15 protein-coding genes and 1 pseudogene are annotated in these 14363 nt (G+C 63.3%); 9 read left to right on the top strand and 7 right to left on the bottom strand.

What is annotated here, in order from left to right; all coding sequences use genetic code 11:
* The first annotated feature begins 26 nt into the window (after positions 1-26).
* Positions 27-533, top strand: coding sequence for a DUF1993 domain-containing protein (locus NKJ20_RS17420; protein WP_352684221.1), 507 nt, complete (start codon positions 27-29; stop codon positions 531-533).
* Positions 534-583: 50 nt separating this feature from the next.
* Here the strand turns inward: NKJ20_RS17420 and NKJ20_RS17415 are convergent, their stop codons facing one another.
* Positions 584-748 carry a hypothetical protein gene (locus NKJ20_RS17415; RefSeq protein ID WP_023674744.1) on the bottom strand — a complete coding sequence of 55 codons (165 nt, stop codon included), beginning with the start codon at positions 746-748 and terminating at the stop codon, positions 584-586.
* Positions 749-1130: 382 nt separating this feature from the next.
* On the opposite strand from NKJ20_RS17415, the gene NKJ20_RS17410 reads away from it, so the two are divergent.
* A complete protein-coding gene (locus NKJ20_RS17410) occupies positions 1131-2198 on the top strand; it encodes an aldo/keto reductase (RefSeq protein WP_352699971.1) in 1068 nt (355 codons plus the stop codon).
* Between the two features lie 48 nt (positions 2199-2246).
* A complete protein-coding gene (locus NKJ20_RS17405) occupies positions 2247-3512 on the top strand; it encodes a cysteine desulfurase-like protein (RefSeq protein ID WP_352745656.1) in 1266 nt (421 codons plus the stop codon).
* 18 nt (positions 3513-3530) lie between these two features.
* Here the strand turns inward: NKJ20_RS17405 and NKJ20_RS17400 are convergent, their stop codons facing one another.
* The 5 genes from NKJ20_RS17400 to NKJ20_RS17380 are packed head-to-tail and all read right to left on the bottom strand — an operon-like array spanning position 3531 to position 9027.
* On the bottom strand, positions 3531-4562 hold the full coding sequence (locus tag NKJ20_RS17400) for a histone deacetylase family protein (protein WP_352449419.1): 1032 nt from the start codon (positions 4560-4562) through the stop codon (positions 3531-3533).
* A complete protein-coding gene (locus NKJ20_RS17395) occupies positions 4559-5071 on the bottom strand; it encodes a GNAT family N-acetyltransferase (protein WP_352745653.1) in 513 nt (170 codons plus the stop codon). The genes NKJ20_RS17400 and NKJ20_RS17395 overlap by 4 nt, the downstream gene beginning before the upstream one ends.
* A 9-nt stretch (positions 5072-5080) precedes the next feature.
* The gene (gene kce / locus NKJ20_RS17390; protein WP_352684230.1) at positions 5081-6010 is read right to left on the bottom strand and encodes a 3,5-dioxohexanoate:acetyl-CoA acetone transferase; all 930 of its coding nucleotides are present in this window, start codon (positions 6008-6010) and stop codon (positions 5081-5083) included.
* A gap of 7 nt (positions 6011-6017) precedes the next feature.
* Positions 6018-7385 carry an aminotransferase family protein gene (locus NKJ20_RS17385; protein WP_352684232.1) on the bottom strand — a complete coding sequence of 456 codons (1368 nt, stop codon included), beginning with the start codon at positions 7383-7385 and terminating at the stop codon, positions 6018-6020.
* Position 7386: 1 nt separating this feature from the next.
* Positions 7387-9027, bottom strand: a complete 1641-nt coding sequence (locus NKJ20_RS17380) for a N,N-dimethylformamidase beta subunit family domain-containing protein (protein ID WP_352684234.1) — start codon at positions 9025-9027, stop codon at positions 7387-7389.
* A gap of 156 nt (positions 9028-9183) precedes the next feature.
* Between NKJ20_RS17380 and NKJ20_RS17375 the strand changes: the two genes are divergently transcribed.
* From NKJ20_RS17375 to NKJ20_RS17355, 5 genes and pseudogenes are all read left to right on the top strand, one after another.
* On the top strand, positions 9184-9432 hold the full coding sequence (locus tag NKJ20_RS17375; protein ID WP_023674751.1) for a ParB N-terminal domain-containing protein: 249 nt from the start codon (positions 9184-9186) through the stop codon (positions 9430-9432).
* A gap of 121 nt (positions 9433-9553) precedes the next feature.
* The gene (locus NKJ20_RS17370) at positions 9554-10039 is read left to right on the top strand and encodes an SRPBCC family protein (RefSeq protein ID WP_352745651.1); all 486 of its coding nucleotides are present in this window, start codon (positions 9554-9556) and stop codon (positions 10037-10039) included.
* 24 nt (positions 10040-10063) lie between these two features.
* Positions 10064-11020, top strand: coding sequence for an alpha/beta fold hydrolase (locus NKJ20_RS17365; protein ID WP_352745648.1), 957 nt, complete (start codon positions 10064-10066; stop codon positions 11018-11020).
* A gap of 196 nt (positions 11021-11216) precedes the next feature.
* Positions 11217-11616: pseudogene (locus NKJ20_RS17360) on the top strand (GFA family protein).
* Between the two features lie 118 nt (positions 11617-11734).
* The gene (locus NKJ20_RS17355; RefSeq protein ID WP_352745645.1) at positions 11735-11947 is read left to right on the top strand and encodes a hypothetical protein; all 213 of its coding nucleotides are present in this window, start codon (positions 11735-11737) and stop codon (positions 11945-11947) included.
* 13 nt (positions 11948-11960) lie between these two features.
* Here the strand turns inward: NKJ20_RS17355 and NKJ20_RS17350 are convergent, their stop codons facing one another.
* The gene (locus NKJ20_RS17350; protein ID WP_352745643.1) at positions 11961-12875 is read right to left on the bottom strand and encodes a hypothetical protein; all 915 of its coding nucleotides are present in this window, start codon (positions 12873-12875) and stop codon (positions 11961-11963) included.
* A gap of 251 nt (positions 12876-13126) precedes the next feature.
* Between NKJ20_RS17350 and NKJ20_RS17345 the strand changes: the two genes are divergently transcribed.
* Entirely contained in the window at positions 13127-14146 is a 1020-nt protein-coding gene (locus tag NKJ20_RS17345; protein ID WP_352745640.1) for a GH25 family lysozyme, read from the top strand.
* Positions 14147-14363 lie beyond the last annotated feature (217 nt).

Here is a 14363-nt window from a genome sequence, read left to right as displayed (position 1 = left end):
GCAGTCGGGCCGCGTGGAGATTTCTTGTGACCATATCAATGTATGAAGCATCCGTGCCGGTATTTTCGGCGAGGCTGAAGGCACTAGCCAATGTGCTGAACATTGCCGAGCAAAATGCCGCTGATCGCAAGATCGACCCGCAGGTGTATCTCACGGCGAGGCTGGCGCCGGACATGTTCGCCCTGACCAGGCAGGTACAGATTGCCACCGATCACGCCAAGGGCGCGCCGTCGCGGCTTGCCGGGCGCGAGGTGCCAAAATACGAGGACAATGAGGCGAGCTTCGCTGATCTGCAGGCCCGCCTTGCCAAGACATTGGCTCATCTCGCGACATTTTCGGCGGCCGAATTCGATGGTTCAGATGACAGGATGATCGAACTGCGGCTTGCGGCACGCGAGGTTTCGATGCCGGGAATGCAGTATCTGCTGCATGCCGCCATGCCCAATTTCTACTTCCACCTGACCACCGCCTACGACATCCTGCGCCACAACGGCGTGCCATTGGGCAAGTCGATCTTCCTCGGATTGCGTTGAGATTCGCTCGTGAGATATCCGCTGCGGCGGGATATCTCACGGCGCGCTGTTTAGCGTAGGGACATTTCCCGGGCGATGCGCGGGAAATCGGCCGGCTTGACGCCGATATCGGCGCGATCGGCATTGCTCATCGAATGGAGCAGCGCCAGTGCCGCACGATAACGCAGCTGTTCCCGCGGACGCGGACGGGCGAACATTTCAGTGAAGAACCCCATGATTCAAGCCCCTGTTGATCCTCCACGGTCTCCAATATAGCCGAATCGTGACGATTGTGCAGTGCAGCATTCGCATGGCAGCCATGCTGCCCCGATCTTTTTTGACATAATTCGGCTGTTCCGGCGAAACTTCTGCGGCGCTTCGACCGTAGGAGTCAGTGCCGGCACTTGGCCGGTTTTTGCTCGCCATTCCTGGCGAAATTCCGGACTGCATTCACATGCAGTCCGGCTTTTTATTGGCCGCGGGGATAAACCCCGTTCGTCGGCGTCCTGAGAAAGTCGCCTGGCCTGCCGGCGGCGGGCTTGGAAGCGGCCGGCGCTTTCCTGTATGCTGTTGCTTCCTTCTCGCGCAGCCGCGCAAAATTCCCGCCGGAGAAACTCCATGCACAAACGCCGTCTCGGCCAGACCGATCTTTTCGTGTCGCAGATCTGCCTCGGATCGATGACCTGGGGCCAGCAGAACACCGAGGCGGACGGTCACGCCCAGATGGATCTGGCGTTTGCTCGCGGCGTCAATTTCATCGACACCGCCGAACTCTATCCGATCCCGCCCAAGGCGGAGACACAAGGCCGTACCGAGACAATCATCGGCAATTGGATGAAGGAGAAGCGCAATCGCGGCCAGGTGATCATCGCCTCGAAAGTGGTCGGCCGCACCGCCAATACCTGGTTTCGCGGCGACCGCCCGTCGAAGCTGGTGCGCGCCGACATCTTCGATGCAGTCGAAAAATCGCTGGCCAGGCTCAATACCGATTACATCGATCTCTACCAGATCCACTGGCCGGAACGCGACGTGCCGTGGGGCGCCAATCCGAACCGCATCGGCGCTGTGCCGCGACGCTCCGATGCCGCCGGCGTGCCGGAGGGCGAGACGTCGATCGCCGAGACGCTTGCCGTATTCGATGAACTGGTGAAGGCCGGCAAGATCCGCCATTTCGGCCTGTCGAACGAGAATTCCTGGGGCGTCATGCGTTTCATCGCCGAAGCCGACAAGGGCCTCGGCCCGCGCGTCGCCTCGCTGCAGAACGCCTATAATTTCGTCAATCGCACCTTCGAGGTGAACCTTGCCGAAGTCTGCGAGCGCGAGCAGGTGTCGCTGCTTGCCTATTCGCCGCTGGCGCAAGGCTATTTGACCGGCAAATACGATCATGGCGCGCGGCCGCAGGGCTCGCGCTCGCAGTTGTTCAACCGCGGCCAGCGCTACGAGACTCCGAATGCTGCCGAGGTGCAGCTCGAATACAACCGGTTGGCGCGCACCTTCGGCATGGAGCCGGCGCTGTTTGCCAATGCCTATATCTCGAACCGGCCCTTGGTCACCTCGAACATCATCGGCGCCACCACCATTTCGCAACTCGAAATGGCGCTCTCTTCCGCCGACGTGGTCTGGACCGAGGACATGCAGAAAGCCGTTGATGCGATCCACCAGCGCGTCGGCAATCCGTGCCCTTGATGCGTCGGGACGTGGTTGTCCGATCGTCATAAGGAGAGGGGAACAGCCGTGGACTTCCGGATCGACGCGGTGCGCGCGAAATTTCCGGCTTTGTCGCTGACCGACAAGAGCCGCCGGCGCATCTATCTCGACAATCCTGCCGGCACGCAGGTCCCGCAGGCGGTGGCGGATGCAGTATCGCGTTGCTTGCTGACCACCAATGCCAACCTCGGCGGCTTCTTCGAGACCACCGTTGCAGCACAAGACATCGTGGACGAGGCCCACCTGGCGATGGCGGATTTTCTCGGCGCTGCGAGCCCGCAAGAAATCATCATCGGTGCCAACATGACGACATTGACCTACCACATGTCGCGAACGCTCGGCCGCACGATGAAGCCCGGGGACGAGATCATCCTCACCCGCATGGACCATGAGGGCAACGTCTCGCCCTGGCTGCAACTGGCAGAAGACCTTGGCCTTGTCGTGCGCTGGCTGCCTTTCGACCAGCAGAGCTGGCAGATCGAGGAGGCGGCGCTCGCCGCGCTGCTTTCCGAGAGGACGCGGCTCGTCGCGCTCAACTACGCCAGCAATCTCACCGGGTCGATCAACCGGGTGAAGGCGTTGACCGGCATCGCCAGGCGGGCTGGTGCGTTGGTCTACGTCGATGCCGTCCAGTTCGCGCCGCATGGCCTGATCGACGTCCAAAACCTCGGCTGCGATTTCCTGATCTGCTCGGCTTACAAGTTCTTCGGCCCGCATATGGGAATTTTGTGGGGCAGGCTGGACGTTATCGATGCGCTTAAGCCGTATAAGTGCCGTTGCTCGTCCAATGCCTTGCCGGAGCGCTTCGAGCTTGGCACGCCGCAAATTGAATTGATGGCCGGCCTGTCGGCGGCTGTCGATTATTTTGCCGAGTTGGGCGCGGCAGCCGGCCCGCAAGGATCGCGTCGGTTGAAAATCGCCAAGGCCTTCGAAGTTTCAATCGCTTACGAGAACCCGCTGACGCGACAGCTGATCGGCGGTCTGTCGGATATTGCCGGCCTGACCATCCACGGCATCACCGATCCGAAGCGGATCAATGAGCGTGTGCCGACGGTGTCGTTCACTGTCGAAGGCATCGTGCCGGAGACGATCGTGCGGCAGATGAATGCCGAAAACATCTTCCTGTGGTCCGGCCACAACTACGCCTGGGAGATCGTCCACCAGCTCGGCATTCCGGCCGAGCAGGGGGTGGTGCGCATCGGCATCGCTCATTACAACACTTCAGCCGAAATCGACGAGACGCTGGAGAGCGTGCATCGCGTTGTCGCCATGCTGAGGCAGGAACGATCCTGAGCGGCCCTCGCGGGCGGATCATCGCTTGTGGGCGCCGCCAAAACCGGTGAGGAAGGCGGTGAGATTGTCGCCGAGCTCGTCGCAGAGATAGCCGCCTTCCTGGACGATGACCGTTGGCAGGCCGAGCCCGGCGATCACCTCGCCAATGCGCGAAAAACCAGGCGTGCTCACCGACAGCCCGCCGAACGGATCGCCTTCGAAGGCATCTAGCCCCAGCGCCACCACAAGCGCATCGGGCGAGAAGGCGTTGATGCGCTGGAACGATGCCTCCAGCGCTTCGAGGAACGCTGCATCGCCGGATTTGCGCGGCAGCGGCAGGTTGAGATTGTAGCCGAGGCCGGCGCCTTCGCCGCGCTCGTCGCCATAGCCCCAGAAAAACGGGTAGAAGCGCACCGGGTCGGCATGCAGCGACACGGTGAGCACGTCCGGCCGGGCATAGAAGATGCCTTGCGTGCCGTTGCCGTGGTGCAGGTCGACATCGAGGATCGCCACCCGCGCCGCCTGCTTGCGCAGAACCTGTGCAGCGACGGCCGAATTGTTGATGAAGCAGAAGCCGCCGGCGACATCGGCAAAGGCGTGATGGCCGGGCGGCCGGCACAGCGCATAGGCGGCCGGCGCTCCCGACATCACCGCCTCGGCGGTTTCAACCGCGCTCCAGGCGCTCCAAAGCGCGCTCTGCCACGTCTCGCTGGAGATCGGGCAGGCGGTGTCGGCCATGTGGTAGCCGGCCTGGCCGACCGCCGAGGCCGGATAGGAGCCGTTCCGCGCGATCGGATGGATATTGGGGATGACCTCGGCCGAGGCGCCCTCGATGCGCTGCCAGCGCGCGAAGATATGCTGGAGAAAATCGAGGTATTCCGGCGTATGCACCGCCGCAATCGGGCAGAGCCCGTGATCCCGCGGCCGTTCGATCGTGCAGCCGGCAGCCTTTGCGCCGGCCAACAATCGCTCGACCCGTTCCGGCCTTTCCGGATTGGGCTGCGGCGCGCCGCTTGAGAGGAACGCCTTCGGGTCGTGGCGCTTCTGTTCTTCGGCATAGAAGGCTTTCATGTTGGCTCCTCCGGTGCATCGGCGAAGGCGAAAAAGGCGTCGCCGACGATCTTCTGCACCTGCTCGTAGCTCGACCAGGCAATGCCCAACCGTTCGTAAAAAGCCTTGGCGGTCTCGTTGTCGGTATCGACGGACAGCCTGAGATAGACGCCGCCTGCCTTCCGGCATTGCGCCGCGACCCGGCGCAGCAGGCGCTCGCCGATCCTGCCGCCACGAAAACGATCCTCGACATAGAGGTCCTGCACATAGACGCCGGGCCGTCCCATCCATGTCGAGAAGATCGGAAAATACAAGCAAAGCCCGGCAAATTCGCCACCGACTTCGGCGATCAAGGTCGAGAAGGCAGGCTTTTCGCCAAAGCCATAGGTGCGGAGATCCTGAGCTGTCGAGGTGATCTCCTGATGTGCGCCGACATGCGCGCCGAGCCGCAGGAGCGCGGCGTGGATGGTTTCGACGTCCTCAACCCGGCCGGGGCGGATGACAATGTCTCTTGACGGTGGGTTGGTCACGGCCGCATCTCAGAACGCCACGCGGTCGCCGCCCTTGAGCGCCAGCATCTGCCGTGCCTCGGCCGGCGTTGCGACGTCCAGCGACAGCCCTTCGAGCACGCCGCGGATCCGGCGGACGTGGTCGGCATTGGACTTGGCGAGCTGGCGCCCGTCGTAGAGGCTGTCCTCCAGCCCGACGCGGACGTTGCCGCCCATTGCCGCCGCAATCGAGATCATCGGCATCTGGTGGCGTCCGGCGGCCAGCACCGAAAACCGGTAGCTCTCGCCGAACAGTTTGTCGGCGATGCGCTTCATGTGGACCAGGTTTTCTGGATCGGCGCCGATACCACCCAATATGCCGAACACGAATTGGATGAACAATGGTCCCGACACCAGCCCGCGGTCGCGGAAATGCGCAAGCGAATAGAGATGGCCGACATCGTAGCACTCGAATTCGAAACGCGTGCCACAGCCGCGCCCAAGCTTTTCCAGCACCGTCTCCATATCGGCAAAGGTGTTCTTGAAGATCGTGTCACGGGTAGCCTCGAGCAGCTTCGGCTCCCATTCGTGCTGCCATTCTCGCGGCCGCTCGAGCATCGGGAACAGCGCAAAATTCATCGAACCCATATTGAGCGAACACATTTCCGGCTCGGCCCTGAGCGGCGCGGCCAGCCGCTGGTCGAGCGTCATCAGCGACGATCCGCCGGTGGTGATGTTGATCACCGCATCGGTCGCCTGCTTGATGCGCGGCAGGAACTGCATGAACACCTCGGGGTCGGCGGTCGGCCGCCCATCCTTGGGGTCGCGGGCATGAAGATGCAGGATCGAAGCGCCGGCCTCGGCGGCGGCGATCGCGTCTGCGGCGATCTGGTCCGGCGTCACGGGCAGATGCGGCGACATCGACGGGGTGTGTACCGACCCGGTGACGGCACAGGTGATAATGACTTTGCGCGGTGCCATGGTCGCCTCAACCTTCGACCGGCAGGTCGAGCTCGCCGGCCAGCACCTCGAGCGAGTCGCCGATGATGGATACGATCTCGCCGATCTGCGCGGCGGTGACGATCATCGGCGGCGCGACCATGAAATTGTCGCCGTCGACACCGCCCTTGACCTTGCGTCCGTAGATGATCAGGCCGCGCTCGTAGGCGAGGTCGAGCAGATGCTGGGTGGCCTTCTTTGCCGGCTCGATCGGCCTCAGCGTTTCTGGGTCGGCGACCATTTCGGCACCGGTGAGCAGGCCCTTGCCGCGGACGTCGGCGATGAACGGAAACCGCTTCGCCAATCCCTTCAGCTCGTCCATCAATAGCTCGCCCATGACAGCCGCGTTGGCGATCAGGCCGAGGCGATCCATTTCGCCGAGTACGGCGCGCCCGGCGGCGCAGGCGAGCGGGTTGCCGGCGTAGGTATGGCCGTGCTGAAAGCCGCCCGATGCGAGCAAAGGCTGCACCAGCCGCATCGGTGCCGCCAGCGCGCCGAGCGGCGCGTAGCCAGAGCCCAGCCCCTTCGACAGCGCGACGATGTCGGGCTTGCAGTTCCAGTGGTCGCCGCCGAGGAATTTTCCGGTGCGGCCGGCACCGCTCATCACTTCGTCATGGATGAGCAAGATGCCGTAGCGATCGCAGATCTCGCGGATACGCGGATAGTAGCTGTCCGGCGCCACCAGTGCTGCCGTGGCAGCGCCGCCGACTGGCTCCATGATGAAGGCGAGCACGCTCTGCGGTCCCTCGGCGAGGATCTTTTCCTCCAGCATGTCGGCGTAGCGGATGCCGCGCTGTTCCATCGAAAGATTGTCGCGGTCGCGCCAGGCGATGGGCGCCGGCACGGTCGGCATCATCTGCATCATCGGCACAAATGTTTCGGACAGCGCATCGTCGCCGGTAACGGCGAGCGCGCCGAGCGTGCCGCCATGATAGGAGGGAAAGCGCGAGATCACCTTCCAACGGCTGGGCTGGCCGGTGGCGACCGCCCATTGCCGCGCCAGCTTGATGCAGGATTCGGTCGCTTCCGAGCCGCCGGAGACAAAGAAGATGCGGTCCATGCCTTCAGGGAGTTTGGCGGCCAGCTGCCGCGCGAGCTCCTCGGCCGGTTCGTTCTCGAAATGCAGGCGGTAGGCGAAGGTGGCGCGGTCCATCTGCCTTTTCATCGCGTCGAGCACGTTGCGATTGGAGTGGCCGATATTGGCAACCATCGGACCGCTCGATCCGTCGATGAAGCGGCGGCCATCCTGCGTCCACATGTAGATGCCTTCGGCGCGGTCGATCAGCGGCCGGCGCAGGCTGGATAGATAAAACAGATGCGAGGCTTCGCGAGTTTCCGGGGCAGGAGACTTCAACATGTCATGGCTTTCCAAGATAGCGGTCGAGGACATTTCTGGTGACGCGCTCGACCATCGCATCCTGCCTTAGCAGGCCGGCAACCCATTCGCAGCTTCCGGCGTGAAACACCTCGCCTTTGCCTCGCGGGAAATTGACGATCATGCCGTTGCCGCGTTTGACCTTGTCGAGGTTGGCATCGCTTGCCTCGCCGAACAGCGTCTCGGCGGTGAAGCGTCCGTCCTCGTCGCCGAGAAACTGGTCCTCGAACGCAATGTCGGCGCTTTCCTCGACCTGGCTCGCCATGCCGACGGCCAGCACTTGCAGCCCGTCCGGTGCACCGCTGTCGGGCTTGGGGTAGGGCAGGCCGCCGCGGATCTCGAAATCGAGCCCGTCGACCTCGTAGCCATAGACATGGCTGTCGGCGCCGAGCAGGTCGCCATAGTAGATGCCGGTGCCGGCAAACGCCCAATGCTCCGGCCGGTAGACCGGAAAGCCGCGTACGCCGCGCGGCGCGCAGCCGCCCCAGCCGGCATAGACGCCTCTTGTCGCGTTGAGGCCGAAGGTCGCCGCACCCGGCCGGCCGATTTCCGGCGCTTCCCAGGAATTGGTGGCGCGCCTTATATCGCCGCCGCGATAGGCCGGGTCCTCGGCGCGGGCGCGGTATTTGTAGCAGACCTGCCGGCGGCCTTCGTCCTCCAGCCTGGTCTGCCACATGAAATTGCCGGCAAAGCGCGCCGCATGACCGCCGCGCTCGACATAGGTGTCGACCGCATCGCGCATTTCCCAGGTCCAATATTCGTCGTGGCCGACCAAGACGACGCAGTCATAGCCGTCGAGAATGTCGGGCGAAAAATGCAGATCGTGCTGGCTGGCGAGATCGACGGCGTAGCCGGCACGCTCGGCGAAGCGGAAGAAATGGCTGTCGTAGCTTGCCCAGCCGGCTGAGGCGTATTTCTTCGAATGGCCGGTGGCAAAGGCCCATTCCATGTGCGGATAGCGCGGCACGGTTTTCGGCGGCACCGCGACTTCGAGCGGCACGCGCGGCGCATCCTTGGGCAGCACGACGAAGCCGCGGCACCAAGGCCGCTGCGTCGACACCATTCGTGCATATTGGTCCCGGCCTGGCCCGGTGATGCCTTCGTAATGGTTGGAACCGCCCCATGTATTGTAGGCGAGCCAGGTGCCGGTGGCCGCCACCTGCAGCACACGGCCAGGCTTCTTGCCGGGCTGCGGCGCGACGATAAAAAGATGGTGGCAGCGGATCGGCTTGCCGTCCCGGCCATCTGCCGTCAGCGTCACGCGATAGGCGCCGGACGGCCAGTCGTCGCCGATGCGAAACTCGAACGACGCTTGCCAGCCGCAGCCTTCGACCGAACATTGGTCCGGCGTATCTTGCCAGCGCGCCGCGATTCCGGTCCCTTCGAACATTGTCGTTTCCGCGCCGCCGTCGCGGATGATCGCGATGCCGAAACCGGCGGCCGTCGAACTGACATGCAGTGCCACCATGTCGCCAGGACGATAGGAAAAACGGTCGCTGTAGCACCAGATTTCGCCGCGCCCGCCATCCATACCGGGCCATTCCCAGTAATGGCTGCGCACCGCCTGGCGTCGCTGCTCCGGCGTCAGTCCGAAATCGGGAAACTCGGTCGGCGGATGGTTCATGGACACCGCTAAGGTCGAAGGCCGCCATTTCCGCCATCCGCCGGCCAAGCGTCAATTGGAAACGATCGGGCCAGCCATTGCCGGGCTGCTCCCTTGGCCTTGCCTGACAAACAGACTATCTCACAAAGGGCGGCCTTGTCCGCCACGGGAGCCGATATGCTGAGAGTGCAAAAGGTCAGGGTCAACGATATCTACGTGCCGACGGCGCGCAAGAAGACGCTGCATCCCGAGACCGTCCGCCATCTGGCCGAGGACATTCTGGAAAACGGCATGAAGATGCCGATCCAGGTGCGCCATGACGGCAAGCGCCATATCCTCGTCGAAGGGTTGCATCGGCTGGAAGCGGCCAAGTGGCTCGGCGAGACCGAGATCGACGCCTATCTGGTGCAAGCCAAGCGCCACTGAAGCCACTTATTTCCGTCGTTCGAATCTCCTGTCCCGCGGATTTTTTCGCGGGCCGTGTCGGCTTGCGTCTTGTCGGTTCGTCCTAGACACGAAAGCCAAAGCCGACATGTGAGGAAACACCATGACCACCAAGCTCGACATCGCCCCCAACTCCGATCGCGAGCTGGTTCTCGCGCGCATCATCGATGCGCCGCACGAGAACGTCTATCGCTGCTGGACCGAGTCAAAGCTGTTGACGCAATGGTTCTCGCCGAAGCCGTGGATGACGCCGCGCGCCGAATTGGATGTGCGGACCGGTGGCTCCACCCTTGTCGTCATGGCCGATCCCGACGGCAAGGAGTTCCCGAATCCAGGCATCTTCCTCGAAGTCGTACCGGGCAAAAAGCTCGTCTTCACCGATGCCTATACGAAGGCGTGGGAGCCGTCCGAAAAGCCGTTCATGACGGTCGTGCTGACCTTTGAGGACGAGGGCGAGGGTAAGACCCGCTACATTGCCCGCGTCGCGCATTGGTCGGTCGCCGACCGTGAACAGCACGAGAAAATGGGTTTTCACGAGGGCTGGGGCCAGTGCGCCGAACAGCTTGAGGAGGTCGCAAAGCGACTTTGATGCAAACGGGAGAGGGAGACTGACGTGTCCAGATCGGTATTTTTCGCCATATTCGCCTCGGCCGCCGCGCTATTTGCCGCGCCGGGCACCATCAACGCAGAGGAGGCCAAGCCCGCCATGACGACCGCAACCGCAACACTGCCGACGCCGGAAAAATCCGGCCTGCTGCCGATCAACGGCCTGAACTATTATTACGCCGTCTACGGCAAGGGCGAGCCGCTGCTTCCGCTGCATGGCGGCCTCGGCACGACCGACATGTTCGCGCCGATCCTGCCGAAGCTTACCGAGAACCGCACCGTCATCGGCGTTGACCTGCAGGGCCATGGCCGCACCGCACTCGGCGACCGGCCGCTCAGCCTGGAGGCGATGGGCGACGACATGGCGGCGATCGTCAAGGCGCTCGGCTACGACAAGGTCGACGTCATCGGTTATTCGCTGGGTGGCGGCGTCGCCTTCCGCATGGCCGTCCAGCAGCCTGAAACGGTGCGCCGCCTGGTGCTGGTCTCGACCGGCTATGCCGCGGACGGCTTCTATGCCGAGATGCGTGGCCAGCAGGCACAGGTCGGTGCGGCGATGGCCGACATGATGAAGGACACGCCGATGTACAAATCCTACGTCGCGGTTGCGCCGCATCCGGAGGATTTTCCGAAACTGCTCGACCAACTTGGCGCCTATATGCGCAAGGACTACGACTATTCGGCCGACGTGCCGAAGCTGAAAATGCCGGTGATGCTGGTGTTCGGCGACAGCGACATGTACCGGCCCGAGCACGAGATCAAGTTCTATCAGATGCTCGGCGGCGGGTTGAAGGACGCCGGCTGGATGCGCGAGAACCTGTCGCAGAACCGCCTGGCGATCGTGCCGAACCGCACCCACTACGATGTGTTCTTCGCGCCGGAACTGACAGCTGCCGCGCCGCCGTTCCTCAATGGCCAGACCAAGGTCAAGACCTGGGACGAGGTCGTCAACGAAACGAACTGACGCCCAGTCAATTGTCTGCCGGCCGTCTTCCGCGAGATGGCCGGCATGTCGCCCATGGGGCCTTGGCCCGGCGCATCGGCCAATCGTGTATTGGCCGCATCACAGCTATAGATGGCGCCATCAAAGCTTTTCAATTGACGCTGCCACGCCTATCGATAGGTATGCCGCCTATCCTCACAGGGCAGGGACGCGGGTGATGGCAAGATATCAGGGCGGGTGTTTGTGCGGTGCGGTGCGCTACCGCGCCGAGGCGGCACCGATCAATGAGCGCGTCTGCCATTGCCGGTTGTGCCAGAAGGCGCTGGGTGCCGCCTTCAACGCGCGCGTGCTGTTCCGCATCGACGATGTGACGGTCGACGGACCGCTGGCGACGGTGAATTCCTCGCCCGATCTCAAGCGCGGCTTTTGCCCGCGCTGCGGCACGACGATGTTTTCCCGGCGCGATTCCGCCGGCATCATCGGCATCACCACCGGCTCCCTCGATGAATCCCTCGGTGTTCAGGCCTGAGATGCATATCTGGACCGCCTCGAAGCAGCCCTGGGTGCAGATCGATGACGGCCTGCCGCAATATGAAGGCGCGCCACCTCCGGCTTGAGGTGAAATCTGGACAAAATTTAATCCAAAGCGACACGAGATAGCCGGCAAAGCGTCATTGGCGGGCCATCATTGCTGCCTATCTATTGCGTGCGGGCGGCAGTCGAGGAGGCGACGGAATGAACGACAGCATCAACACCCTGGACGAGCTCTTGAGTGATCCGATGATCAAGCTGGTGATGGAGCGCGACCGCGTGCAACCGGCAGAACTTCGTACGCTGCTCGAAGAAAAGGTCCGCCGGGTAGACGATGATGCGCCGGTCAACGATCGCTTTGTACCGCCGGCCCACCTGATGGCCACGACCTGTCACAAGCTGTGGTTGTGCAGCTAGGGTCTTGAAGCGGTCAGCCGGAATTTGCCGGCAAGTAGCTGTAATGGCTGCGGAAATAGGCAAGCGTGAAGCCGAGGCGCGCATAGTTGCGATAGGCCGGCCCGTCGCGTTCGGCGCGCGGCGCCTCGATATCGGCCACGAACAGTTTTGCACCGGCCGCAAGTCCGTCGCGCACCATCGCTTCGCCGAGCATTGCATCGAGGTCGAAGCTCGGCGCCATGATGCCGGGCACCGGCGCGTCGATGCCGCTCCAGGCCATGCCGTCGGCGCCGATGAACATCGAGCGCACCGCCGCCACCGCGTCTTCCCGCCGCAGCATGTAATGATGCCAGCCGCGCCGGCCGGCCAGCGCCAGCAACCACGGTGAGGTCGGCAACCGATATTGCCTGTCGATGAACCCAGCCCATTCCCTTGCCGTTGCCGGCGTCACCCGCTCGACCAAGGCATCCTCCGTCGGGAAAAGCGGCTCAGCGGGCAATGGCGTCGCGTCGCGAAAGATGCGTTCCCAGCCGCCCTGACGTTGCAGGCCGCGCGCCTCGAGCCAGCAGCTGAGCGTCGCGGGCTCGGTGTGTGGGTTGGTGTAGAACCAGGGCCGCAGAATGCCGGCGTCGCGATAATGCGCCAGAAGCGCGTCGAGCCGGCTCTCGGTGGCTGCGCTATCGACACCGAAATTCTTGACGCAGTTGAAATGGATGAACGGGATCGTCGTGCAGGTGGTCCAGACGAGATCGCCATCTTCGGCGATGGCAAGGCCTTGCCTTGCGGCAAAGTCTGCCGGGGCGGCGCGATAGAGATCGAGCCACGCATTGACCTCGGCGCGTTCGATGGCGCGACTGAGGTTGCGAGGTATCTCGTCGACCCCGATGGCGGGCGAGCATGGCTCCGGCGGGACTACGGGCTGCAATTCTGACAGGGCGGCGGGCTGCATGACGTCCTCCACGTGGTGCCTTACACCGTAAGATTAGTAGAGACTAATCTCATGCCGTGAGTTGTCAAGCCGAGGCAGCGACGTGGCCGGACATTGGAGGGACAGCACACCTCCGCCCGGCCAACGTCCCGCTGCAAAGCCCTAACAATTCGATTCAAACTTTGTTGGTAGTTTCTTGTTAGGAATCCAGCTTGGTTTGTCCGGCGGCGTTGTCCTGCCTTCGGTCTGTTGTGTTTTGCGTACAGGTCCAGATGCGGTCATCAGGCGTCGTCATCTTCTCGATCGCAGCGCTGTGCCTTGCCGGCTGCACGTCGACCTCCGGCGTCGATGCGCTGCAAGTGCCGTCCAGCCAGACCACCAGCTCGGTTGTGCGCCCCCCCGCGCCGGTGGCATCCGTGGCGAAAACTGATGCTGCGCCCGCTTTTGCCGAACAGGAGCAGGACGAACAGCCGGTCGCGATGGACGTACCCGATCAGGACGTCGAACCGCCGGCCGAGGTGATCGCGCTGATGTCGCCGCCGAAGCGGCTGACACGCGCGGCACCAGCAATGCTTGCCGAACCGGTCACGCGCTATGGTTTTCGCGATGCCAAGCCGATCAATTTCGGCAAGTCCTCCTCGCCGAGGCGTCTCGCCGTCCACGGCGTCGACGTTTCGCGCTGGCAGGGCAATGTGAACTGGGGAAAGCTGCGTGCCCAGGGCGCCAATTTCGCCTACATCAAGGCCACCGACGGCGGCGATCATCTCGACCCGATGTTCACCAGGAACTGGCGCGGTGCCGATGCCGCCGGCCTCAAGCGCGGCGCCTACCACTTCTTCTACTGGTGCCGCACCGCCGGCGAGCAGGCCGATTGGTTCATCCGCAACGTGCCGCGGGTCGAGGGTGCGCTGCCGCCGGTGATCGACGTCGAGTGGAACGGCGACTCCAGCTGCAAGCGCCGCCCATCGCGGCAAAAGGTGCTGGAAAAGATGCAGGTGTTCATGGACAAGCTCGAGCGCTACTACGGCCAGCGGCCGATCATCTACACCGCGCCCGACTTCTACCGTGACAATCTCAGGGGCGCCTTCCCCGATTATCCGTTCTGGCTGCGCGCCGTGGCGGCGCACCCGTCAAAGGTCTATCCCGACCGCAAATGGCTGTTCTGGCAATATTCCGGCTCCGGCCTGTCGCACGGCGTAAGAGGCCGCATCGACCTCAACGTGTTCCGTGGCGATGAGCGCGCCTGGCGCGACTGGACTGGCGGACGGCAGATGGTGGCCGAGGCGGAGTAGCGCGGCAGCTTCTTCCTTCTCCCCTTGTGGGAGAAGGTGGATTGGCGCGCAGCGCCGAGACGGTTGAGGGGTGTTGGACGGAGCGCCGCCGGTGCCAAGCTGGAGCACCCCTCATCCGACCTCGCTTCGCGAGGCCACCTTCTCCCACAAGGGTGTTTGGACCGGAGACATCGCGAACAGGTGTGCGAGGACATCGCGAACAGTTTTGCGCGTTTTG

This window comes from Mesorhizobium sp. M0185 (assembly GCF_040322175.1).
In the GTDB taxonomy this organism is placed as follows: domain Bacteria; phylum Pseudomonadota; class Alphaproteobacteria; order Rhizobiales; family Rhizobiaceae; genus Mesorhizobium.
Note: the sequence above shows the minus strand (reverse complement) of the source record. Positions and strands in the feature narration are given on the sequence as shown.

Excerpts from the sequence above, each read along its gene's own strand:
- NKJ20_RS17415 (WP_023674744.1), bottom strand. The coding sequence starts at position 748 with ATGGGGTTCTTCACTGAAATGTTCGCCCGTCCGCGTCCGCGGGAACAG.
- NKJ20_RS17355 (WP_352745645.1), top strand. The coding sequence starts at position 11,735 with ATGAACGACAGCATCAACACCCTGGACGAGCTCTTGAGTGATCCGATG.
- kce (WP_352684230.1), bottom strand. The coding sequence starts at position 6,010 with ATGGCACCGCGCAAAGTCATTATCACCTGTGCCGTCACCGGGTCGGTA.
- NKJ20_RS17400 (WP_352449419.1), bottom strand. The coding sequence starts at position 4,562 with ATGAAAGCCTTCTATGCCGAAGAACAGAAGCGCCACGACCCGAAGGCG.
- NKJ20_RS17385 (WP_352684232.1), bottom strand. The coding sequence starts at position 7,385 with ATGTTGAAGTCTCCTGCCCCGGAAACTCGCGAAGCCTCGCATCTGTTT.
- NKJ20_RS17375 (WP_023674751.1), top strand. The coding sequence starts at position 9,184 with ATGCTGAGAGTGCAAAAGGTCAGGGTCAACGATATCTACGTGCCGACG.
- NKJ20_RS17350 (WP_352745643.1), bottom strand. The coding sequence starts at position 12,875 with ATGCAGCCCGCCGCCCTGTCAGAATTGCAGCCCGTAGTCCCGCCGGAG.
- NKJ20_RS17345 (WP_352745640.1), top strand. The coding sequence starts at position 13,127 with ATGCGGTCATCAGGCGTCGTCATCTTCTCGATCGCAGCGCTGTGCCTT.
- NKJ20_RS17370 (WP_352745651.1), top strand. The coding sequence starts at position 9,554 with ATGACCACCAAGCTCGACATCGCCCCCAACTCCGATCGCGAGCTGGTT.
- NKJ20_RS17380 (WP_352684234.1), bottom strand. The coding sequence starts at position 9,027 with ATGAACCATCCGCCGACCGAGTTTCCCGATTTCGGACTGACGCCGGAG.
- NKJ20_RS17410 (WP_352699971.1), top strand. The coding sequence starts at position 1,131 with ATGCACAAACGCCGTCTCGGCCAGACCGATCTTTTCGTGTCGCAGATC.